At 73.3% G+C, this 22204-nt stretch carries 16 protein-coding genes and 1 pseudogene; 11 read left to right on the top strand and 6 right to left on the bottom strand.

Annotated elements, in window-relative coordinates:
• Positions 1 to 91 precede the first annotated feature (91 nt).
• The 4 genes from H300_RS24505 (at position 92) to cobC (ending at position 5827) form a co-directional block, all read left to right on the top strand.
• A complete protein-coding gene (locus tag H300_RS24505) occupies positions 92 to 2305 on the top strand; it encodes a putative cobaltochelatase (protein ID WP_078515632.1) in 2214 nt (737 codons plus the stop codon).
• Entirely contained in the window at positions 2305 to 2901 is a 597-nt protein-coding gene (cobO, locus tag H300_RS0101765) for a cob(I)yrinic acid a,c-diamide adenosyltransferase (RefSeq protein ID WP_028426033.1), read from the top strand. Before H300_RS24505 ends, cobO begins: the two co-directional genes overlap by 1 nt.
• Positions 2895 to 4295: a cobyrinic acid a,c-diamide synthase CobB gene (locus tag H300_RS0101760; RefSeq protein WP_028426032.1), complete on the top strand. Its 1401-nt coding sequence runs from the start codon at positions 2895 to 2897 to the stop codon at positions 4293 to 4295. Before cobO ends, H300_RS0101760 begins: the two co-directional genes overlap by 7 nt.
• A 101-nt stretch (positions 4296 to 4396) precedes the next feature.
• Positions 4397 to 5827 (top strand): Rv2231c family histidinol phosphate aminotransferase CobC, encoded by a 1431-nt coding sequence (gene cobC / locus H300_RS24500; protein WP_078515655.1) that lies wholly within the window; start codon positions 4397 to 4399, stop codon positions 5825 to 5827.
• Between the two features lie 77 nt (positions 5828 to 5904).
• Here the strand turns inward: cobC and H300_RS0101750 are convergent, their stop codons facing one another.
• Entirely contained in the window at positions 5905 to 6822 is a 918-nt protein-coding gene (locus H300_RS0101750) for an SCO1860 family LAETG-anchored protein (protein WP_051269293.1), read from the bottom strand.
• 196 nt (positions 6823 to 7018) lie between these two features.
• Positions 7019 to 8110: an amidohydrolase family protein gene (locus H300_RS0101745; RefSeq protein WP_028426030.1), complete on the bottom strand. Its 1092-nt coding sequence runs from the start codon at positions 8108 to 8110 to the stop codon at positions 7019 to 7021.
• A 465-nt stretch (positions 8111 to 8575) separates the two neighbouring features.
• Here H300_RS0101745 and ectA point away from each other — a divergent pair, with 465 nt between their 5' ends.
• The 4 genes from ectA to thpD all read left to right on the top strand — a co-directional run bounded on the left by ectA (position 8576) and on the right by thpD (position 11900).
• On the top strand, positions 8576 to 9100 hold the full coding sequence (gene ectA, locus H300_RS0101740; protein ID WP_028426029.1) for a diaminobutyrate acetyltransferase: 525 nt from the start codon (positions 8576 to 8578) through the stop codon (positions 9098 to 9100).
• A 52-nt stretch (positions 9101 to 9152) separates the two neighbouring features.
• On the top strand, positions 9153 to 10421 hold the full coding sequence (gene ectB, locus H300_RS0101735) for a diaminobutyrate--2-oxoglutarate transaminase (RefSeq protein WP_028426028.1): 1269 nt from the start codon (positions 9153 to 9155) through the stop codon (positions 10419 to 10421).
• Between the two features lie 91 nt (positions 10422 to 10512).
• The gene (locus tag H300_RS0101730) at positions 10513 to 10917 is read left to right on the top strand and encodes an ectoine synthase (protein ID WP_028426027.1); all 405 of its coding nucleotides are present in this window, start codon (positions 10513 to 10515) and stop codon (positions 10915 to 10917) included.
• An 83-nt stretch (positions 10918 to 11000) separates the two neighbouring features.
• Complete coding sequence (gene thpD / locus H300_RS0101725) at positions 11001 to 11900, top strand: ectoine hydroxylase (protein ID WP_028426026.1); 900 nt, start codon at positions 11001 to 11003, stop codon at positions 11898 to 11900.
• Positions 11901 to 12225: 325 nt separating this feature from the next.
• On the opposite strand, the gene H300_RS0101720 is transcribed toward thpD, so the two are convergent.
• The 3 genes and pseudogenes from H300_RS0101720 to H300_RS0101710 form a co-directional block, all read right to left on the bottom strand.
• The gene (locus H300_RS0101720) at positions 12226 to 14169 is read right to left on the bottom strand and encodes a PhoX family protein (protein ID WP_028426025.1); all 1944 of its coding nucleotides are present in this window, start codon (positions 14167 to 14169) and stop codon (positions 12226 to 12228) included.
• 294 nt (positions 14170 to 14463) lie between these two features.
• Positions 14464 to 14646, bottom strand: a pseudogene (locus tag H300_RS0101715) (aldehyde dehydrogenase (NADP(+))); the annotation flags it as partial.
• 70 nt (positions 14647 to 14716) lie between these two features.
• Complete coding sequence (locus tag H300_RS0101710; RefSeq protein WP_028426023.1) at positions 14717 to 16138, bottom strand: NCS2 family permease; 1422 nt, start codon at positions 16136 to 16138, stop codon at positions 14717 to 14719.
• Positions 16139 to 16520: 382 nt separating this feature from the next.
• Between H300_RS0101710 and H300_RS0101705 the strand changes: the two genes are divergently transcribed.
• Both H300_RS0101705 and H300_RS0101700 read left to right on the top strand, forming a co-directional pair.
• The gene (locus H300_RS0101705) at positions 16521 to 17171 is read left to right on the top strand and encodes a class F sortase (RefSeq protein ID WP_028426022.1); all 651 of its coding nucleotides are present in this window, start codon (positions 16521 to 16523) and stop codon (positions 17169 to 17171) included.
• Between the two features lie 93 nt (positions 17172 to 17264).
• Positions 17265 to 18449, top strand: coding sequence for a TerD family protein (locus H300_RS0101700; RefSeq protein WP_028426021.1), 1185 nt, complete (start codon positions 17265 to 17267; stop codon positions 18447 to 18449).
• 109 nt (positions 18450 to 18558) lie between these two features.
• Here H300_RS0101700 and H300_RS0101695 read toward each other — a convergent pair whose 3' ends face one another.
• Positions 18559 to 20073, bottom strand: a complete 1515-nt coding sequence (locus H300_RS0101695) for a hypothetical protein (protein WP_028426020.1) — start codon at positions 20071 to 20073, stop codon at positions 18559 to 18561.
• 281 nt (positions 20074 to 20354) lie between these two features.
• On the opposite strand from H300_RS0101695, the gene H300_RS0101690 reads away from it, so the two are divergent.
• Positions 20355 to 22193, top strand: a complete 1839-nt coding sequence (locus tag H300_RS0101690) for an endonuclease/exonuclease/phosphatase family protein (RefSeq protein WP_037978895.1) — start codon at positions 20355 to 20357, stop codon at positions 22191 to 22193.
• Positions 22194 to 22204 lie beyond the last annotated feature (11 nt).

The raw sequence follows: 22204 nt of genomic DNA, 5'->3' as shown, positions 1-22204 counted from the left end.
CGGCACCGCCCGCGAACACGGCACGCCCCGTGCAGGAGGAGCGAAGCCCGGCCGGTCAGGCCGGGGGACCCGACAGGAGAGTGAGTGACCGATGAGCACCCCCTACCCCTTCACCGCGATCGTCGGCATGGACGACCTGCGGCTGGGGCTGCTGCTCAACGCGGTCAGCCCGTCCATCGGCGGGGTGCTGGTCCGCGGCGAGAAGGGCACGGCGAAGAGCACCGCCGTACGGGCGCTGGCCGCGCTGCTGCCCGAAGTCGCCGTGGTGGAGGGCTGCCGCTTCGCCTGTGATCCCCGGGCGCCGGACCCCGCCTGCCCGGACGGCCCGCACGAGGGGTCCCTCGACGGCTCCTGCCGTCCGACCCGGATGGTGGAGCTTCCGGTCGGCGCGTCCGAGGACCGGCTGGTGGGCGCGCTGGACATCGAACGGGCGCTGGCCGAGGGCGTGAAGGCCTTCGAGCCGGGGCTGCTTGCCGAGGCCCACCGCGGGGTGCTCTACGTGGACGAGGTCAACCTGCTGCACGACCACCTGGTGGATCTGCTGCTGGACGCCGCGGCCATGGGCGCCTCGTACGTGGAGCGGGAAGGCGTCTCGGTCCGGCACGCGGCCCGGTTCCTGCTGGTGGGGACGATGAACCCGGAGGAGGGCGAGCTGCGGCCGCAGTTGCTCGACCGGTTCGGCCTCACCGTCGAGGTGGCCGCGTCCCGCGACACCGAGGAGCGGGTGCGGGTGGTCCGGCGCCGGCTGGGGTACGACGAGGACCCGGCGGCCTTCGCCGCGGGCTGGGCCGAGGAGGAGTCCGCCCTGCGGGAGCGGATCGCGGCCGCCCGTGAGCTGCTCCCCCGGGTGGAGCTCGGCGACACCGCCCTGCGCCAGATCGCCGCGACCTGCGCGGCCTTCGAGGTGGACGGGATGCGTGCGGACATCGTGATGGCGCGGACCGCCGCCGCCCTGGCGGCCTGGGCCGGCCGCGACGGGGTGACGGCGGCGGACGTGCGCCAGGCGGCGCTGCTCGCCCTGCCGCACCGGCGCCGCCGGAACCCGTTCGACGCGCCGGGCCTGGACGAGGACACGCTCGACGAGACACTCGACCGGCACCGCGGCGACGACGCCCCCGATGCGGAGGGCCCGGACGACGACGGTCCGCAGCACGACGGGCCCGGCGGCGGGCCCGCGGGTGACGGGCCCGGCGACGGCCCGGACGGCGGGGGCCCGCAGGACCGCGGCCCGGACGGCGCGGACGGGTCCCCCGACCTGCCGGAGCAGGCCCAGGACGGGGCAGACGTCCCCTCGGAGGGTGACGCGCCCGCGCCGGGCGGCGAACCGGACCGCACCGGGGAGACCGCGGCCGGCGAGGGTCCCGCCCGCGAGGGGGCGCCCGCGCCCGCGGCGGACCCGTTCCGCACCCGGACCCTGTCGGTGCCCGGGCTCGGTGAGGGCAGCGCGGGCCGGCGGTCCCGGGCCCGCACCTCACAGGGCCGCACCACCGGCGCCCGCAGGCCGTCGGGCGCGCTGGGCCGGCTGCATTTGTCGGCGACGGTCACCGCGGCGGCGCCGCACCAGCGGGCCCGGGGACGCGGTGGGCGCGGGCTGGTGCTGCGCCGGGACGACCTGCGGGAGTCGGTGCGGGAGGGGCGGGAGAGCAATCTGGTGCTGTTCATGGTGGACGCCTCGGGCTCCATGGCCGCACGGCAGCGGATGGGGGCCGTCAAGGGGGCGGTCCTCTCGCTGCTTCTCGACGCCTACCAGCGGCGGGACAAGGTCGGTCTGGTCACGTTCCGCGGCGCGCGGGCCGACGTGGCGCTGCCGCCGACCTCCTCGGTCGACGTGGCGGCGGCGCGGCTGGAGACACTCCCGACCGGCGGGCGCACGCCGCTGGCCGCCGGGCTGCTCACCGCGCGCGAGGTGCTGCGGATCGAGCGGCTGCGGGACCCGTCACGGCGTCCGCTGCTGGTGGCGGTCACCGACGGCCGCGCCACCGGCGGCCCCGAACCGCTGCCGCGCGCCCGGCAGGCAGCGGGGCTGCTGGCCGCCGACGGCACCGCCTCGGTGGTGGTGGACTGCGAGTCGGGCCACGTACGCCTCGGGCTCGCCGCCGAGCTCGCCCGCGATCTGCGCGGCCCGGCGGTGACGCTGCAGGAACTCCGGGCGGACTCGGTGTCCGCCCTGGTCAGGGAGGCCACCGGGGAGCCGGGCCGGGCTCCGGGCGGGAGCCGTGCCGCGCCCCGTGGCAGCGGGGCCCCGGCGGCCCCCGTACCGGGCGGCCGCGCCGCCGACACGCACCTCGGGAAGGGAGCCGCGTAATGCCGCAGGGACAGCCGACCACGGTGCCGCAGGACGGACTCACCACCCGGCAGCGCCGCAACCGGCCGCTGCTTGCGGTGCACACCGGCAACGGCAAGGGAAAGTCGACCGCGGCGTTCGGTCTGGCGCTGCGGGCGTGGAACCAGGGCTGGCCGGTGGGGGTTTTCCAGTTCGTCAAGTCCGCCAAGTGGAAGGTCGGCGAGGAGCGGGCCCTGCGGGTGCTCGGCGACTCGGGCGAAGGCGGCACCGTCGCCTGGCACAAGATGGGCGAGGGCTGGTCCTGGGTGCAGCGCGACATCACCGACAGCGAGGACGCGGCCAGGGAGGGCTGGAAGCAGGTCAAGCGGGACCTGGCGGCCGAGACCTACCGGCTGTACGTGCTCGACGAGTTCGCCTACCCGATGCACTGGGGCTGGATCGACACCGCCGAGGTGGTCTCGGTGCTCACCGGGCGCCCGGGCAGCCAGCACGTGGTCGTCACCGGACGCAACGCACCGCAGGAGCTGCTGGACGCGGCCGACCTGGTGACCGAGATGGGCAAGGTCAAGCATCCGATGGACGCCGGGCAGAAGGGGCAGCGGGGCATCGAATGGTGAACATCCCCCGGCTGGTGGTGGCCGCGCCCGCCTCCGGCTGCGGCAAGACGACGGTGGCCACGGGGCTGCTGGCGGCGTTCGCCGGGGCCGGGCTGGCCGTCTCCGGCCACAAGGTCGGCCCGGACTACATCGACCCCGGTTACCACGCGCTCGCCGCAGGCCGCCCCGGGCGGAACCTGGACCCGTACCTGTGCGGACCGGAGCGGATCGCACCGCTGTTCCTGCATGGCGCGGCAGGGGCGGACCTGGCCGTCGTCGAGGGGGTGATGGGGCTGTTCGACGGTGCCGCGGGCCAAGGCGAGCTCGGTTCGACCGCCCAGGTGGCGAAGCTGCTGCGGGCGCCGGTGGTCCTGGTGGTGGACGCCTCCTCGCAGTCCCGGTCGGTGGCGGCGCTGGTGCACGGCTTCGCGTCCTTTGACCCGGAGGTGCGTATCGCCGGGGTGCTGCTCAACAAAGTGGGCTCGGACCGGCACGAGGAGCTGCTCCGCGAGGCGCTGGACCAGTCCGGGGTGCCGGTGCTCGGCGTGCTGCGCCGCGGGCCGCAGATCAGCACCCCCTCGCGCCACCTGGGGTTGATTCCCGCGGCCGAGCGCCGGGCCGAAGCGGTGTCCGCCGTCGCGGAGCTGGCCGCACGGGTCCGTGAGGGGGCGGATCTGCCCGCGCTGCTGGCGGTGGCCCGGTCCGCGCCCCCGCAGGCGGAGGAGCCCTGGCAGCCCGGGGCCGCCGTCACCCGGCCGGCGCCGGGTGCCGTCCCGGTGCCGGAGGCCGGGCCCGTCAGCGGGCGGGCGGGCACCGGACGCCGGCGGCCCGTGGTGGCGGTGGCCGGCGGGGCCGCGTTCACCTTCTCCTACGCCGAGCACGCCGAACTCCTGCGGGCAGCGGGGGCCGACGTGGTCCCCTTCGACCCGCTGCGCGACGAGCGCCTGCCGGCGGACGCGGCCGGGCTGGTGCTGGGCGGGGGCTTCCCCGAGGTCTACGCCCCCGAACTGTCGGCCAACGAGCCGCTCCGCGCCGCGGTGGCCGCCTTCACGGGTCCCATCGCCGCCGAGTGCGCCGGACTGCTGTACCTCGCACGGGAGTTGGACGGCGCACCGATGTGCGGGGTGCTGGACGTCGCGGCGCGGATGACCGGCCGGCTCACGCTCGGCTACCGGGACGCCGTGTCGGTGGCGGATACGGTGCTGGCCGCCGCGGGGACCCGGGTCCGCGGCCACGAGTTCCACCGCACGGTCGCCGAGCCCGGCGCGGGCGGGCGCCCAGCCTGGGGCCTGGTACGGCCGGAGCGGCGCACCGAGGGACACGCGACGGACGAGGTGCACGCCTCGTACCTGCACGTGCACTGGGCCGGTGAGCCCTCCCTCGCCGTCCGGTTCGCCGAGCGGTGCGCCGCGTGAACCGGAGCACGGAAGGCGCGGCGAGCGAGGCGGGCGGGGTGCGCGGCTCGCAGGAGGCGCCAGCGGGGGCCTCGTCGGGAGCCGGGGCCTCCGCGGGGGAAGTGTGCGTCGGGGTCGGCGGCTGCCGCGACGTCCCCGCGGACGAGGTGGTGGCGCTCGTCGAACGGGTCCTGGCCGCGGCCGGCCTCGCGGAGGACCGGATCGGAGCGCTGGCCACCGTCGATTCCAAGGCCTCGGAGCCCGGGCTGCTCGCCGCGGCGGCGCGGTTCGGGGTGCCCCTGACCGGGCTGCGGGCGGAGGCGCTGGCCGCGGTGCCGGTGCCGGATCCCTCGGCCTGGGCCGCGGGGGTGCTGGGGACACCGAGCGTGGCCGAGGCGGCGGCACTGCTGGCGGCGGGGCCGCGGGCGGTCCTGCTGGTCGGCAAGCGGAAGTCCGATCCGCCCGGCGCCCCCGCCCGCGCCACCTGCGCGGTCGCCGCCCGGACGGCGGAGCCGGACCTGCACCACCACGGCGACGCCGAGGTGCGGGACGCGCGACCGGGTCTCGTCGACCTGGCAGTGAACGTCCGCGCCGGCACCCCGCCCGACTGGCTCCGCGTGCGGGTCGCCGCTTCGCTGGACGGCCTCGCGGCCTACCCCGACGGCCGGGCGGCGCGGGCGGCGGTGGCCCGCCACCACGGCGTGCCGGAGGACCGGGTCCTGCTCACCGCCGGCGCGGCGGAGGCGTTCGTCCTGCTGGCCCGGGGGCTGCCCGCCCGCCGACCGGTCGTGGTGCACCCGCAGTTCACCGAACCGGAGGCCGCGCTGCGGGATGCCGGACACCGAGTGGGCCGAGTGCTGCTCGACCCCGGTACGGGGTTCCGGCTGCCGCCCTCGGCGGTTCCGGAGTCCGCCGACCTGGTGGTGATCGGCAACCCGACCAACCCCACCTCGGTACTGCATCCCGCGGAGGCGATCGCCGCTCTGGCCAGGCCGGGACGCTGCCTGGTGGTCGACGAGGCGTTCATGGACGCGGTGCCGGGCGAGCCGGAGTCGGTGGCGGACCGGATCGGGACGCTGCCGGGCCGACTGGTGGTGCTGCGCAGCCTGACGAAGACCTGGGGGCTGGCGGGGCTGCGGATCGGCCACGTGCTCTCCGATCCGGCGACCGTGGCCCTGTTCGCCCGGCAGCAGCCGCTGTGGCCGGTGTCCTCACCGGCGCTGGCCGCCGCGGAAGCGTGCTGCACCGCCTCGGCCGCGGCCGAGGCGGCCACCGCTGCGGAATCCGGCACCGCCGACCGGGCGTACCTGGTCCGGCGGCTCGCGGAGTTCGCGGAGCTGCGCCCGGCCACCGACGAGCCCCGTGCCCCGTTCGTGCTGTACCGCCACGACCGTGCTGCGCTGCTGCGCGGGCGGCTGCGCGAGGCGGGTTTCGCACTCCGGCGCGGGGACACCTTCCCCGGCCTGGACGGGCGCTGGTTCCGGCTCGCGGTGCGCGACCGCGGGACGACCGATCTGCTGGTGGAGGCGCTGGCCGCAGCCGGGGTGCGCTGAGGCCGCGTCCCGCCGCCGCGGGGGCGCGCCCGCACCCCGCCACCGTGCCGCTGCACGGCGGCGGGTGCGGCAGGGTGTCAGGTCCGGCGCCGCCGGGCGAGGACGAGGGCCCCGCCGCCGCCGACCAGGACGACGGCACCGCTGATGAGGTACGGAGTGCGGGAGTCGCCGCCGGTGGCGGCCAGGTACGGCTCGTCCTTCGCCGGGGCGTCGGTGGCCTCCTCGGCCGCGAGTGGCTCCTCCTCGTGTTCGGGGACGGTCTGGGTGCTGATCTCCTTCACCGGCTCCGGCGTGCGGCAGCTCACCTCGGCCAGGGTGACCCGGCCCGCGACCTCGGCGACGTTGAGCTCCAGCGGGTTGACCGAGACGTCCAGTTCCAGCGCACTCGCGGCGGCTGTGCCGGTGGTGGTCCCGGTGGTGGACAGCTTCAGCGTGACCTTGCCGACGCCCGGCACCTCGACCACGGTCGGGCCGCCGGCGGTGAGCGTGGTCTTCTTGCCCAGCACGGTGACCGAGCCGAGCACGTCGGCCTCCGCGGTGGGCCGCTCTCCCACCGTGCAGACCGCTTCCGCGGTGACCTTCTCCGCCTCGACGAGCGACAGCAGCGGCAGCCCCGGGACGTGCAGCCGGGCCTTGACCAGCTCGACGGCCGCCTCGGCCCGCTCCCCCTTCGTGTGCGCCCGGGCGGTGGCGACCTCGGTCCGCAGCAGGCTGACCGGCTTGCTCTGCTCCACGCCGTCGACGTCCACGTCGAGTGCGGTCCGGTCGGCCCTGTCGCCGCCGGCCTCCGACGCGACGATCTCGTTCAGGGTGGCGCTCAGGGGCACCTCGACGGTGCGGTCGAGCAGCCCGACGTCCAGGTCGGTGCGGAGCACCGAGGCGCGCGCCTCGTCCGGGTCGCTCTCCCCCGTGGCGTGCGCGGGGACAACGGCGGTGCTCAGCAGAGCGGCTGCGGCAAGAGCGCCGAGCACGGGGCGGCGAACAGACGTCTTCACGGTGAGAAAACCCCCACGGATGGTTGGCGCCACCGGAACGGCCAATGGGGGACATCGCTCGTGCCGGTGACGGGGACCACGCCATCGTTGACGTACGGAGCGTGCCCTGCCAGCTACGTGGTGTCGGTCCACCCGTACGGAAGGTTTTCGCACGCGCGGGCGATTCAGGCGTTCCCCCGCGGGTCCCGGAGGCCGCTCAACCCACCACTCGCCCCCGCAGCACCACGTGCCGGGGAGCGGCGAGCACCCGGACGTCCCGCCGCGGGTCGGCCTCGTAGACGACCAGGTCGGCCGGGGCGCCCTCCTCGATCCCGGGCCGGCCGAGCCAGCGCCGGGCGCCCCAGGCCGCGGCGCCGAGCGCCGCGGCCGGCGGGAGGCCCGCCCGCACCAGCTCGGCCACCTCGTCGGCGACGAGGCCGTGCGGCAGGGAACCGCCCGCGTCGGTGCCGGCGAAGACCGGGATCCCTGCGTCGTAGGCGGACCTGACCGTCTCGTAGCGGCGGGCGTGCAATCGGCGCATGTGCGCGGACCAACGGGGGAACCTCACCGCGCCGCCGGCCGCCAGTTCCGGGAAGGTGGCGATGTTGACCAGGGTCGGAACGATCGCGACGCCCCGCTCGGCGAAGAGCGGGAGCGTCTCCTCGGTGAGCCCGGTGGCGTGCTCCACGCAGTCGATGCCGGCCTCCACGAGGTCCCGCAGCGAGTCCTCTGCGAAGCAGTGCGCCGTCACCCGGGCCCCCTCCTCGTGCGCGGCGGCGATGGCCTCCTCCAGCGCGCCCCGGGGCCAGCAGGCCGTGAGGTCGCCCGCCTCCCGGTCGATCCAGTCACCGACCAGCTTGACCCAGCCGTCGCCGCGCCGGGCCTCGTGCCGGACGTAGGCGGGAAGGTCCCCCGGCTCGATCTCGTGGGCGTAGTTGCGGATGTAGCGGCGGGGGCGGGCAAGGTGGCGGCCCGCCCTGATGATCCGGGGGAGGTCCTCGCGGTCGTCGATCCAGCGGGTGTCGGCGGCCGATCCGGCGTCCCGCAGGAGCAGCGCGCCCGCGTCCCGGTCGCCCCGGGCCTGCTTCTCGCTCGTGGCCTCGTCAACCGCTCCGTGCGCGTCGAGCCCGACATGACAGTGCGCGTCGGTCAGGCCGGGCAGCACCCAGCCGCTCAGCGTCGGCGCGCCGTCCGCGCCCGGCGGACGATGGAAGGTGATCCGGCCCTCCTGCACCCACAGCTCGTCGCGGACCTCGTCGGGGCCGACCAGCACCCGACCCTGCACCCGAAGCAGCGTGCTCTCGCTCATGCACGCACTGTACGAGTCCGCCGGCGGCCCCGGTGAGCCGCGGCGGGAAACCCCGGGGGTGAGCCGGGAAGGAGACGGAGAGAAACTCTGCGAATACGCCGGGGTTGCGAGTAGACTCTGTTCAGAACGTTAATTCGGAGCAGGTTCCCGTATTCGTCTGCCCGGTTTCCCCCGTCTCAAACACCTGGCTTGCGGGAGCGCGGAACTGCCGTAATTCGGACACGTTCCCTCAACGTTACGCACCTGTGACTGACCCCACAGCCCGAGCGTTTCGTGTCGATTTTTCCCTACATGACGGGTGATTCGGCGGCCGTCGGGGTGATACGCACGGTTCGCGCGATAACATAGTTCGCGCCACTGTGTAACCCCTGCTGGCGATGCATTTTGAGATTCTCCTGGGTAAATTTAATAGACATGACCCCCGCACAAGCAGACCATGCACGTGCCCATCGCGAATACCTGGAAATGCCGGAGGGACTGAAGCTCGACACACCACGGATCGAGGACGGAGCCGCGCTTTGGCGGATCGCCCGTGACTCCCGGGTGCTCGACGTCAACTCCTCCTACAGCTACCTGCTGTGGTGCCGGGACTTCGCCGCCACCTCCGTGGTGGCGCGCGACGGGGACGGCGAACCGGTCGGCTTCATCACCGGCTATCTGCGCCCCGACGACAGCCGCACACTGCTCGTCTGGCAGGTCGCTGTGGACCACTCGCAGCGCGGACGCGGACTGGCCGGCGCCATGCTCGACGGGCTGACCGCCAAGGTCGCCGCCGAGTTCGATGCGGACCGGATCGAGACCACCGTCACGCCCGACAACGCCCCCTCCAACCGACTGTTCGCTTCCTACGCCCAACGCCACGGCGCCCAGGTGGAGCGCGAGGTGCTGTTCAACGGCGAGGTGTTCCCCGGAGAAGGTCACGAACCCGAAGTGCTCCACCGGATCGGGCCCATCGCCCGAACGGCGGCGCTGGCCGGCACGGCACGCTGACCACCATCGCCGCCGCAGACTTCCCCACCACTTCCTTCCTTCAGGAGCTTCCGTGAGCATCACGCAGCCCGATCTGAGCGTCTTCGAGACTCTGGAGTCGGAGGTCCGCGGCTACTGCCGCGGCTGGCCGACCATCTTCGACCGCGCCCAGGGCAGCTACATGTACGACGAGGACGGCCACACGTACCTCGACTTCTTCGCCGGCGCCGGGTCCCTCAACTACGGCCACAACAACCCGGTGCTCAAACGTGCCCTGATCGACTACCTGGAGCGGGACGGGGTGACGCACGGTCTCGACATGTCGACCGTGGCCAAGCGCGCCTTCCTGGAGACCCTCCAGAACCTGGTCCTGCGCCCCCGCGACCTGCCCTACAAGGTCATGTTCCCCGGCCCGACCGGCACCAACGCCGTCGAGGCCGCGCTGAAGCTGGCCCGCAAGGTCAAGGGTCGGGAGTCGATCGTCTCCTTCACCAACGCCTTCCACGGCATGTCGCTGGGCTCGCTCGCCGTCACCGGCAACGCGTTCAAACGCGCCGGCGCCGGCATCCCGCTGGTGCACGGGACGCCGATGCCGTTCGACGACTACCTGGGCGGCACCACGGACGACTTCGTCTGGTTCGAGCGGCTGCTGGAGGACTCCGGCTCCGGTCTGAACAAGCCCGCCGCGGTCATCGTGGAAACCGTGCAGGGCGAGGGCGGCATCAACGTCGCCCGCGCCGAGTGGCTCCGCGCCCTCGCCGACATCTGCGAGCGGCACGACATGCTGCTGATCGTGGACGACATCCAGATGGGCTGCGGCCGCACCGGCGCGTTCTTCTCCTTCGAGGAGGCCGGCATCACCCCGGACATCGTCACGGTGTCCAAGTCGATCAGCGGCTACGGCCTGCCGATGTCGCTGACCCTCTTCAAGCCGGAGCTCGACGTCTGGGAGCCGGGCGAGCACAACGGCACCTTCCGCGGCAACAACCCCGCCTTCGTCACCGCCACGGCCGCCCTGGAGTGCTACTGGGCGGACAACCAGATGGAGAAGCAGACCATCGCCCGTGGCGAGCAGGTCGAAGCAGGTTTGAAGGCGATCGCCGAGGAGCACCCGGAGGCCATCGTCGAGTACCGCGGGCGCGGTCTCGTCTGGGGCATGGAGGTGCGCGACAAGTCGCGGGCCGGACTGATCGCCAAGCGCGCCTTCGAGCTCGGCCTGCTCATCGAGACCTCCGGCCCGGAGAGCGAGGTCATCAAGCTGCTCCCGGCACTGACCATCAGTCCCGAGGAGTTGGACGAGGGCCTGAGGGTCCTGTCCAGGGCGGTTCGCGAGACCGTCTGACCCACGCAGCACCGGCCCGCCCCGGTCTCCGGGGCGGGCCGCGCCGTTTACCACAGCGGCATCACCCGAACGAATGAAAGGCACCCACGCTGTGATCGTCCGATCCCTCCAGGAAATCGAGGACACCGACCGGGACATCAAGTCCGCCTCCGGGACCTGGCGCAGCAAGCGGCTGCTGCTGGCCAAGGAGAAGGTCGGGTTCTCGCTGCACGAGACCGTCCTGTACGCGGGAACGGAGACTTCCATGTGGTACGCGAACCACGTGGAGGCCGTACTCTGCGTAGAGGGTGAGGCGGAACTCACCAACGACGAGACCGGTGAGAAGCACTGGATCTCTCCCGGCACGATGTACCTGCTCAACGGGCACGAGAAGCACACGGTTCGTCCGAAGACCGACTTCCGGGTGGTGTGCGTCTTCAACCCGCCGGTCACCGGCCGCGAGGACCACGACGAGAACGGCGTCTACCCGCTGCTCACCGAGGACGACGAGAGCTGAGCCCGGGCACGGCCCGGGCCCCGCTCCCGCCGTCCCCCTCATCCGAAGGACAAGCCCGTACGAGAGGAGAGGAAGGCAATTCCATGACCACCGCACCCGAGCGCACCGCCGACCTGTATCCGACCCGCGGAGCCACTGAGGTGGCCGTCCCTCGTCAGGATCCGGTGGTGTGGTCCGAGCCCGGTACGGCAGGCCCGATCGAGGCCTCCGACCTGGCCGGCTACGAGCGGGACGGGTTCCTCGCCATCGACCAGCTCATCACGCCGGAAGAAGTGCTGGCCTACCGCGGGGAACTGGAAAGGCTCATCTCGGACCCGCGGCTTCGTGCCGACGAGCGTTCGATCGTGGAGCCGAAGTCGCAGGAGATCCGGACGGTGTTCGAGGTACACCGGATCAGCGAGGTGTTCGCCGGTCTGGTGCGTGATCCCCGGGTGGTGGGCAGGGCCCGCCAGATCCTGGGATCCGACGTCTACGTGCACCAGTCGCGGATCAACGTCAAGCCGGGTTTCGGTGCCAGCGGTTTCTACTGGCACTCGGACTTCGAGACCTGGCACGCCGAGGACGGTCTGCCGAACATGCGGACCGTCTCGGTGTCGATCGCTCTCACCGAGAACTACGACACCAACGGCGGCCTGATGATCATGCCGGGGTCGCACAAGACCTTCCTCGGCTGCGCGGGGGAGACCCCGGAGGACAACTACAAGAAGTCACTGCAGATGCAGGACGCAGGCATCCCGTCGGACGAGGCCCTGGCCGGCTTCGCCGGGGACCACGGCATCAAGCTGTTCACCGGCAAGGCCGGATCGGCGACCTGGTTCGACTGCAACTGCATGCACGGCTCGGGCGACAACATCACGCCCTACCCGCGGAGCAACGTCTTCATCGTGTTCAACAGCGTGGAGAACACTGCGGTCGAGCCGTTCGCGGCGCCGGTTCGGCGTCCGAGCTTCATCGGGGCACGGGAGTTCACCCCGGTGAAGTGAGGCCGTCGCCGTCGGCCCTGCCTCTCGGCAGTCGTCGGTGATCGGGCAGTGAGGAGAGTGGGGCGCCACCCGGGCCCGGGTGGCGTCCCACTCTGCTGCTCTCCCGACTCCTCGCCGCTCCCGCCCGGTGCGCACGGCTGCCTGCTCGCCGTGTGCACCGGGCGGTCCAGGGCCGCCAGCAGCCGGTCCACGTCTGCTTCCGTGCGGTAGAGGTGGAAGGCGGCCCGCAGGTTTCCGACCCGGACCGGCGGGCCCGGTCCACCGCCGCTCCCCGGGAGGGTCCGTGCCCGGCACCCCTCGGGGACACCGGGCACGGGCCCGTCCGTCAGGTGCCGATCCGCCCGCCGTCCGTCCGGCGGATCGCGACGGTTGCCGAGCGGGGCCGCCCCCGCGGGTGGAAGTCCGGCCAGTTGCTCACCGCACGGGGGTTCTCCGGCGTCGCCTCGCCCCAGGCCGCCGTGGTCTCGCCCGGATGCTGCACGTTGACGAAGAGGGTCCGCTGGTCCGGGGTCGTCACGGCTCCGGAGATCTCGCATCCGCGCGGGCCGACCAGGAAGCGCCGGATCTCGCCCGTGCGCGGGTCGGCGGCGAGCACCGCGTTGTTGCCGATGTTGCCGTACCCCTTCGAGGGGAGGTTCTGCGCCGAGTTGGAGACGTCGGTCTGGATCCACAGCCGGCCCTCCGGATCGAACCAGAGGCCGTCGGGCGAACCGAACAGGTTGTCGCCGAGCTCCACCCGCTCGTCGTGGGCGGGGTCGCCCGCCAGGACGAAGACGTCCCACCGGAAGGACAGCGCGGTGTGGTCACCGTGCCGCTCCCGCCAGCGGATGATGTGACCGTACGGGTTGGGGGTGCGGGGGTTCGCCGCCCCCGGGTGCCCGCTGCCGTTGGTGAGCGTGCAGTAGACGTCGCCGTTCCCGGGGTCGACGGCCGTCCACTCCGGCCGGTCCATCCGGGTGGCGCCCACCGCGTCGGCCGCCTGGCGGGTCCGCAGGAGCACATCCGCCTGGTCCCGCCAGCCGTTCCGCCCGGTCAGCGGCCCACGGCCGAACTCCAGTGGCAGCCAGCGCCCGGTCCCGTCGTCCTCGAAACGCGCCACGTACAGCGTGCCGTGGTCCAGCGGGTTGCGGCGGCGCGCGCGCTGCGCCCGCCACAGACCGTCCCCGACGAACTTGTAGATGTACTCGCCGTCCTGGTCGTCGCCCATGTAGGCGACGACCCGGCCACGGGAGACGGTGGTGGTGCAGCCCTCGTGCTTGATGCGGCCGAGCCTGCTGCGCTTGACCGGGACGGAGCCGGGGTCCATCGGGTCGATCTCGACGACCCAGCCGAAGCGGTGCGCCTCCCGCGGGTTGGCGGCGATGTCGAAGCGCGGATCGGCGGTGTGCCAGCGGTAGCCGAAGCCCTCCCGGTCGATGCCGTAGCGCGCCTGCTCCTCCGAGGGCTCCCAGCCGGGCTCCTCGGTGCCGAAGTAGGCGTTCCAGTTCTCCTCGCAGGTCAGATAGGTCCCCCACGGGGTGACGCCGTGCGAGCAGTTGTTCAGCGTGCCGCGCGGCGGGCCCACCGCGCGCAGGGCCGGGTGGTCAGCGGTCAGCGGACCCGACCAGTCCACCGGTGTCGAGCCGGTCACCCGGCGGGCCCGCGGGGAGGCGACCACCTGCCAGCGGCCGTCCTCCTCGGCGAGCTCGACCACGGTGACCCCGTGCGCGGCGAGCGCCTTGCGCACCTTCTCCCCGGTCATCTCCGCGTCGCCGTCCGAGTGGAGCAGCTCGGGCTGGACGTACTCGTGGTTGAGCACCAGCAGGCCGCGCCTGCCGCCGCGGCTCCGGGGGAGCGGGAACCAGTGCATGCCGTCGTGGTGCATGCCGACCTGCCGGCTCTGGTCGGTGGCGCTGTTGGAGGCGTCCCGGCGCCAGGCCGGACCGTCCGGCTGGATCGGCGTCCCCCACGGGATGACCACCTGGGCCTCGTAGCCCTCCGGGACGGTCAGACGGTCCTCGCTGTGCACCGGCACCTGGGTGAAGCCGAGCAGGCCGCGGTCCGGCCGGCCCCCGGTCTCCGCCGCCCGGCCTCCGGAAGGGGGCGCGGCGGCGGCCCGGGGCGCGGCGCCGAGCGCGAGGAAGCCGGCTGCCGCAGCGGTGCCGCCGCGCAGCGCGTCCCGCCGCGACAAGCGGACCCCGGCGACCTGCCGGAAGTGCGGGTTCCCGGACGGATTGGAGCTGACGTCGTCGGGGTCGTACGCGGGAAAGACGTGTCGGTCGGCAGCCATCTTCGGTCCTCACGGGTGTGCGCCCGGGCTCCGGTGCCCCGCAGCCCTGCTGACGAGCATCGGACGCCGTGGCCACCGGTGGTGGCCACGACACCCTCCGTGACCCCGGGGGACCGCGTCAACCGCACGGACGGGCGAAGTTCGGCCGTTCCCCCGCCGCCACTCCCCCGCTCGCCGCCGCCGTCCCCACTGCCCGTCCCCGCCGCGGCGCTGCGGCCGGACCGCTGATCAGGCGTTCCGCACGCCGTCCACCCGGCGCGACAGTCCGAGCGGGTTGTCCTCCCGCAGCTCTAGCGGCAGCAGCACCAGCCCCGGCTTGGCGCAGAACTGGCCGCCGCCCAGGGTCGTGGAGCCGCCCAGGCCGGCGCCGATCTGCTCCGGCTGCTCCTCGGCCGCGCCCGGACTCACCAGCACCGGGTCGAGGCTGCACAGCTCCCCGAAGAGAGGGATCGGCACGGCGCGGGCCGCCGCCCAGGCGGTCAGGAGCGCCCCGCTGGGCGCCCGGGAACGGCTGACGCCTGAAGGCCCCGGCGACAGGCCGGGGCCTTCAGGCGCCGAGGACCTGCTGGACCGGGTCGATGGCGAAGTAGACGACGAACAGGGCCGCGGTCCCCCACATCAGCCAGTGCACCTCGCGCGCCCGGCCCAGCACTGCCTTGAGCAGTACGAAGGCGATGAACCCGGCCCCGATGCCGTTGGTGATCGAGTAGGTGAACGGCATCACCGTGACGGTGAGGAAGGCGGGCACCGCGATCGACATGTCCGTCCAGTCGATGTGCCGCACCTGGGCCATCAGCAGGAAGCCGACCGCGACCAGGGCGGGGGCCGCCGCCTGCCCGGGAACCACCGCCGCCAGCGGAGCGAGGAAGAGCGCGAGCAGGAAGAGCGCACCGGTGACGAGGTTGGCGAGCCCGGTCCTGGCCCCTTCGCCGACGCCCGCCGCGGACTCGATGTAGGAGGTGTTGGACGAGCCGGAGGCGGCACCGCCCACGACGGTCGCGACCCCGTCGACGAAGAGCAGGCGGCCCAGGCGCGGCACCCGGCCCTGCTCGTCGAGCAGCCCGGCCTCGTTGGTGACCCCGACGGCGGTGCCCATGGTGTCGAAGAAGTCGGTCAGGAAGAGGGTGAACACCAGCAGGACCACAGTGACGGCGCTGATCTCGCTGAACGCGCCGAACAGGCTGAAGGCACCGAGCAGGCCGAAGTCCGGCGCCGCCACGATGTCGCTCGGCAGCCCGGGGACGGTCAGGCCCCAGGCGGCGTCCTCGATGTCGGCGATCGCGTTGATCACCACGGCGAGCACCGTCATCGCCACGATGCTGATGAGGATCGCGCCCTTCACCCGGCGGGCGAGGAGTGCGAGGGTCAGCAGTACGCCGAGGCAGAACACCAGCACCGGCCAGCCGGTGAGCGAACCGCCGGCGCCCAGCTGCACGGGGACCGTGGTCTCCGCGGCGTCCGGAACCCTGGTGGAGAAGCCCGCGTTGATGATGCCGATGAAGGCGATGAACAGTCCGATGCCGACGCTGATGGCCTGCTTCATCGCGACGGGGATGGCGTGCATCACCGCCTCGCGCAGTCCGGTGGCCGCCAGCAGGCAGATCAGGATGCCCTCCAGCACGACCAGGCCCATCGCGTCCGGCCAGGTCATCAGGGGTGCGAGCTGGTAGGCGACCATCGCGTTCAGCCCGAGACCGGCGGCGAGGGCCAGGGGCAGGTTCGCGGTGATCCCCATCAGTATCGTCATCAGCGCCGCGACCAGGGCGGTCACCGTGACCACCTGCCCGTAGGAGAGCTGGTCGCCGTTCACGTCCGCGGCACCGCTCAGGATGATCGGGTTCAGCACCAGGATGTAGGCCATGGTGAAGAAGGTGGCGAGGCCGCCGCGGGCTTCCCGGCCCAGCGTGGAGCCGCGTTCGGTGATCCGGAAGAACCGGTCGAGGCGCTGGGGTACGGCTGCGGACGGCATGGGGCTCCTCTGCGGGACGAGTGGGACGGGCGGAGGCGGGTGAGGGCCACCGGTATCCGAAGGAGGATTCTGCCTGCTTCGCCCGCGTTCCGGGTTTCGGGGGTGTGACGCATGTCGGTTCCGGGTGCCGCCGTCCCCCGTTCGCCACGCCTCACCCGTTCGGCGCAGTCACCACCGCTGAGCAGGCACCGCGCCCCGCGAGCGGCGAGCGGGCGGTGTCGCGGCACCGCCGTTCAGGTGGCGGCCGCGCAGTCCGGACGGTTGGCTCGGACCTGGAGGCGCCGCCCCGACCGGCCCGGCAACGGACCCGGCACCGCGCTCCGGCAGTCCCGGGCCGGGCCTGACGGCCGCCCACCGAGGTTCCAGCCGCCGGAGGGATGCCATGGACCGGGCTCAGCGCCGCAGGGAGACGATCGCCGCGACACTGACGGCCGCAGGGCTGTGCACCGGGGTCTGGTTGATCGACCACAGCTCCGGCCCGCAGGCACCGCCGCAACCCGCCGCGACCCAGGCGGCGAGGCCCGGCGCGGCGGCACCCGTACCGGAAGTGGCCCCGCTGCCGTCCGCGCCTCCGGTACGGGTGCGCATACCGGCGATCGGGGTGGACGCACCGGTCACCGGGCTGGGCCTGGAGGCGGACGGCAGCCTGGAGACACCGCCCGAGGACGAGCCGGACCTCACCGGCTGGTACGAACGAGGCACCGCGCCGGGTGCGGCGGGAACGGCGATATTCGCCGGCCACGTCGACCACGCGGACGGACCCAGCGTCTTCTACGGTCTCGGCGCACTGCGGAAGGGGGACACCGTGGAGGTGGACCGGGCGGACGGACGTACCGCCGTCTTCACCACGGACTCCGTGGAGGTGCACGACCGCCGGGACTTCCCCGACGAACGGGTCTACGGCCGGTCGGACCGGGCCGAGATCAGGCTGATCACCTGCGGCGGCGCCTTCGCCGAGAGTGAGGGCTACCTCGGCAACGTGGTGGTCTACGGGCATCTGACCGGCAGTGCGACGACCGGCCCGGGGGCCTGACCGGCCACGGCACGCGCAGGTGCGTCCGTTCGCGGCGGGAGGGGCGTCCGGAACCCGTGGCGGCGGCCGGTCGTTCCTCCGAACATGACCGCTATGACTTCCGGCTCGAACCTCCCCCTCCCCGGCGCCCGCGTGGCGGTGGACGTCTCCGCACCCGTGCGGCTGGACGTCTCGGGTCTGCTGATCGGCACCGACGGCAAGGTCCGTTCCGACGCCGACTTCGTCTTCTACAACCAGCCGACCGCGCCGGGGGTGCGGCACACCGGCAACGGCACTGCCGACACCATCACGGTGGACACCGCCGCGGTGCCCGGCGACGTCGAGAAGGTCGTGGTCACCGCCAGCCTGGACACCCCGGGCGGCACCTTCGCCGGTACCGAGCCCACCGGCACGGTCCGGGACGCCGACAGCGGCGGCGTGATCGCCACCTTCACCCCCGAGCGGCTGGGGCCGGAGACGGCCCTCGTGGTGGTGGAGGTCTATCGCAGGGGCGGGGCGTGGAAGGTCAGGGCCGTGGGGCAGGGCTACGCGAACGGGCTGGCCGGCATCGCCACCGACTTCGGGGTCAGCGTCGAGGAACCGGCGCCGGCCGCCCCTGCCCCGGCGGCTCCCCCCGCTCCCGCGGCACCGGCACCGACGGCACCGGCGGCCGCGGCACCGCAGCCTGCCGGCGGGCCGGGCGCCCCGCAGGGCGGGAGCGCGGGGAAGATCAACCTGGACAAGGGCCGGGTCGACCTCCAAAAGAACCAGTCCGTCTCGCTGGTGAAGGACAACCGTCCGATCAGCAGCGCGCTGGTGATGGGGCTCGGGTGGGAGCCCGCGTTCCGGGGCAAGAACATCGACCTCGACGCCTCCGTCATCGCCTACGACGCCGCCCGGAAGAAGATCGACACCTGCTACTTCGGCAAGCTCGCCATTCTGAACGGTGCGATCCAGCACTCCGGGGACAACCTCACCGGCGAGGGCGGCGGGGACGACGAGAGCATCACCGTCCACCTGGACGGTCTGCCGCCCCAGGTGACGGGCCTGGTGTTCACCGTCAACTCCTTCTCGGGCCAGAAGTTCTCCGAGGTCGCCAAGGCGTACTGCCGGCTGCTCGACCAGCGCGGCGAGGAACTCGTCCGCTACGACCTGACCGGCTCGGAACCGCGGACAGCGGTGCTGATGTGCAAGTTCGTGCGGCAGTTCACCGGCGAGTGGGAGATGACGGCGCTCGGCCAGTACCTCGACGCCCGCACCCCGCGCGGGCTGGCCAAGCCGGGCGGCCAGGCGCTGTGACCGCCCCCCGCCAGGTGAGGCGGCCCGCCCGCCCCCGCGCGGCCGGCGCGTGGGCGGGCGGGCCGCCTCCGGCAGGACCGGCAGAAGACCGGCCGCAGGGCGCGGCGGCTCAGCTCCGGGACCGGGCCCGGTAGGCGGCCTTGCGGGCCTCCTTGGCAGCGGTGCGGTCGGGGTGCAGCTGGGCCATCGACTCCAGCACCGCGGCGGTGGCCGGGTGGTCCACCCGCCACACCTTGTCGAAGAAGCCGCTGTGCTGGTCGACCAGTCCCCGCACCAGCTCGCGCAGTTCGTCGGACTCCTCGGCGCCGTCCATGCCCGCGAGCTGTGCGGCCAGCGTGTCCACCGTCAGCCAGAAGACCATCTCCTCGCCGGGCGGGGGCACGTCCTCCGCGCCGTGCTCTACGAGCCAGACTCGCGCCAGGCCGCCCAGTTGGGCATCGGCCAGCACCTCGCGGAGCGCCGGCTCGGCGCCCCGGCCGACGAGCGAGAGCGCCTGCTGGCAGAGCAGCCGCCGACGGGGCGCCCTCGCGTCGTGCCCCCGGGCGGCGGCGAGGAGTTCCTGTGCCGCCTCCGCGTCCTTCCGGCCGCTCGTCCACAACTCCAACTCGGTCCGGGCGGCGGCCTCGGGGTACTCGGGCAGCGCGGCCAGCAGCTCCGCCGCCGAAACCCGGGCGAGGTCGCCGAGCACCGGTGCCCGCACTCCCGCGTCCAGCATCCGGGCCCGCACGCCGTGGATCCCGAGCGGGGTGAGCGCGACCAAGCCGTAGCGGGTGGGGTCCTCCTCCTCGTCGGTGAGTGGCGGCTCCTCGCTGTCCGCCTCCTCGATCAGGGTCTCGTCGAGCGGCTGGTACTCCAACAGGCCGAGCGGGGCGAGCAGCCGGAACTGCTCGTCCAGCCGCATCATCACCGAGGACACCTCCTCCAGGACGGCGTCGCTCGGCTCCTCGGAGGTGTCGTTGTCCTCCGGCACCACCATCGAGGCGGCGAGGACCGGCAGCGGGACCGGTTCGCCGGCTGCGGCCGCCGGCTCCGAGGCGGTGAGCAGGTAGAGGTTGCCGAGGGCGCCGTCGAGAAACTCCGCTTCCTGCTCCGGGTCCCAGTCGAGGGCGTCGAGGTCGAGTGTCTCCGGGTCGAGCCGGCCGTCCTCGCCGAGGTTCTCCACCATCTCGCCGAGGACGTCGTCGAGATTGGGTGTCGACGCGTCGGCGAGGACGGTCTCCAGCCCGGTCTGCCAGATCTCCAGGACTTCGGACGGGCTGCCCCCGGTCAGCAGCGACAGCTCGGGGCCGGGGGTGGCGGTGCCGACGGGCTCGTCGCTCATCAGCGTCGGTTCCGCGTCCTCGTCCTCCTCGATCTCCAGCAGGTCCATGTCGACCGCGAGGTTCCAGGCGTCGGAGACGGCCGCACCGGCCCCCTCCTCGTCGGCGAGACCCAGCACAGCGGCGGCGGAGGCGAGTTGCTCGTCCAGCAGTTCGCCGCCGGCGCCGACCCGGATGCCGTCCTTCGCCCACCGGGCGAGCGTGACGGCCCGGGCGACCAACGGTGCAGCAAGGGCGTCCCGTGCCAGCTCGGCCTCGGCCGGAAGCCGTACGGGCGGCATGGTGGGACGGTCGTCACCGGACATGGTTCTTGGCTCCTCAATGAGCTCCGACGGGGCAGTGTCCCAGCCTAGACGGATATCGGCGCATCTCGCCGGTTCACTCCGCAGCCGCCCCCGGGCCACCCGCCGTACCTTGACAACGGCGCTCCGTTCGGGAATTTTTACGCGCGTAGAACCAGCACCTTCCGGCGTGCACGGCAGCGCACCCGGCAGCGCGCGAACGGACTTCCCGCCAGGCGCCCGGGAAGCCTCCAGCGACGAACCCGGGCGCCGCCGTCCGCCGCACCGCCCCGGAGGGCCTCGTGATCCGTCGCCGCCACTCCGCGTCCGCCGCTCTCACCGGCGCCGTGCTGGTCTCCGCCCTGCTCACCGTCCCCGCCTCGGCCGCGCCCCCGGCGGCCGGCGGACAGCCGACCGCCGGACCCCGGATCCACGACATCCAGGGCACCACCAGGGTCTCCCCGCTGCTGGGCACCACCGTCCGGGAGGTGCCCGGCATCGTGACCGGTGTCCGGACGTACGGCTCCCGCGGCTTCTGGTTCCAGGACCCCCGGCCGGACCGGGACCCGGCCACCAGCGAGGGGGTCTTCGTCTTCGCCGGATCCGCTCCGCTCACCGTGCGGCCGGGGGACGCCGTACGGGTCGACGGCCGAGTCGGCGAGTACACACCGGGCGGCACCGCGTCCGGCAACCAGTCGGTGACCCAGATATCGTCCCCCCTGGCCACCGTGGTCTCCTCCGGCAACCAGCTGCCCGTCGCGGCGGGACTGGACTCCCGGAGCGTTCCGCGGCTCTACGCACCGCGGGGCGCGGGCGGGGACGGCAGCATCGAGGACCTCCCGCTCCGCCCCGCCCGGTACGCACTGGACCGCTACGAGTCGTTGGAGGGCATGCGTGTCTCGGTACGGAACAGCCGGGTCACCGGGGCCACTTCGGCATACCACGACATGTGGGTGACTGTCAGGCCGAAGGAGAACCCGACCTCCCGCGGCGGCACCCGCTACGCATCCTACGACGACCGGAACCCGGGCCGGTTGAAGATCACCTCGCTGAGGCCGGTGGATGAGGAGCCGTTCCCGGTGGCCGACACCGGCGACGTACTGGCCGAAGCGACCGGGCCGCTGGACTACGACCAGTTCGGCGGCTACCTGCTCGCGGCCGAGCACCTGGGCAAGGTGCGCGACCGCGGCCTCGCACCGGAGACCACCCGGCCGCAGCGGCGCGGCGAACTCACGATCGCGACCTACAACGTGGAGAACCTCTCCCCCGCCGACGACGAGGAGAAGTTCGCCCGGCTGGCCCGGGGCATCGCCGAGAACCTGGCAAGCCCGGACATCGTCGCACTGGAGGAGATCCAGGACGACTCCGGACCGGTGGACGACGGCACGGTGGACGACGACCGCACGCTGGCGGCACTCACCGAGGCGATCGTCGAGGCGGGCGGCCCGGCTTACGGGTGGCGGAGCATCGCCCCCGAGGACAAGGCCGACGGTGGCATGCCCGGGGGCAACATCCGCAACGCCTTCCTGTTCGACCCCGCGCGCGTCTCGTTCACCGATCGGCCAGGGGCCGACGCCACCACTGCCACGACCGTGGTGGAGCGCGGAGGCAGGGCCGGCCTCAGCCACTCCCCCGGCAGGGTGGCACCGAAGCACAGCGCCTGGGAGGAGAGCCGCAAACCGCTCGCCGGGGAGTTCGAGTTCCGCGGCAGGACCGTCGTGGTGCTCGCGAACCACTTCGCCTCCAAGGGCGGCGACCAGGCACTGCACGCACGCTTCCAGCCGCCGGCCCGGATCTCCGAGGAGCAGCGGCACTCTCAGGCGGAGGTGGTCAACGCCTTCGCCGACGCGCTGGTCTCGGCGGAGCGGAAGGCCCGGTTCGTGGTGCTCGGGGACATCAACGACTTCGAGTTCTCCGGCACCACCCGCCGCCTGACGGACGGCGGGGTGCTGCGCAGCGCCGTGTACTCACTCCCGCCGCGGGAGCGGTACACCTACGTGTTCCAGGGCAACGCGCAGGTGCTGGACCAGACGCTGGTCTCACCGGGCATCAGGCGCTTCGACTACGACATCGTGCACACCAACGCCGAGTTCGCCGATCAGGTCAGCGACCACGACCCGCAGGTGCTGCGCTTCCGTCCCTGACGGGGAGCGCG

This window comes from Streptomyces sp. TAA040 (genome assembly GCF_000424845.1).
The sequence above is the reverse complement of the archived record's forward strand: the minus strand, read 5'-3'. Positions and strand labels throughout refer to the sequence as shown.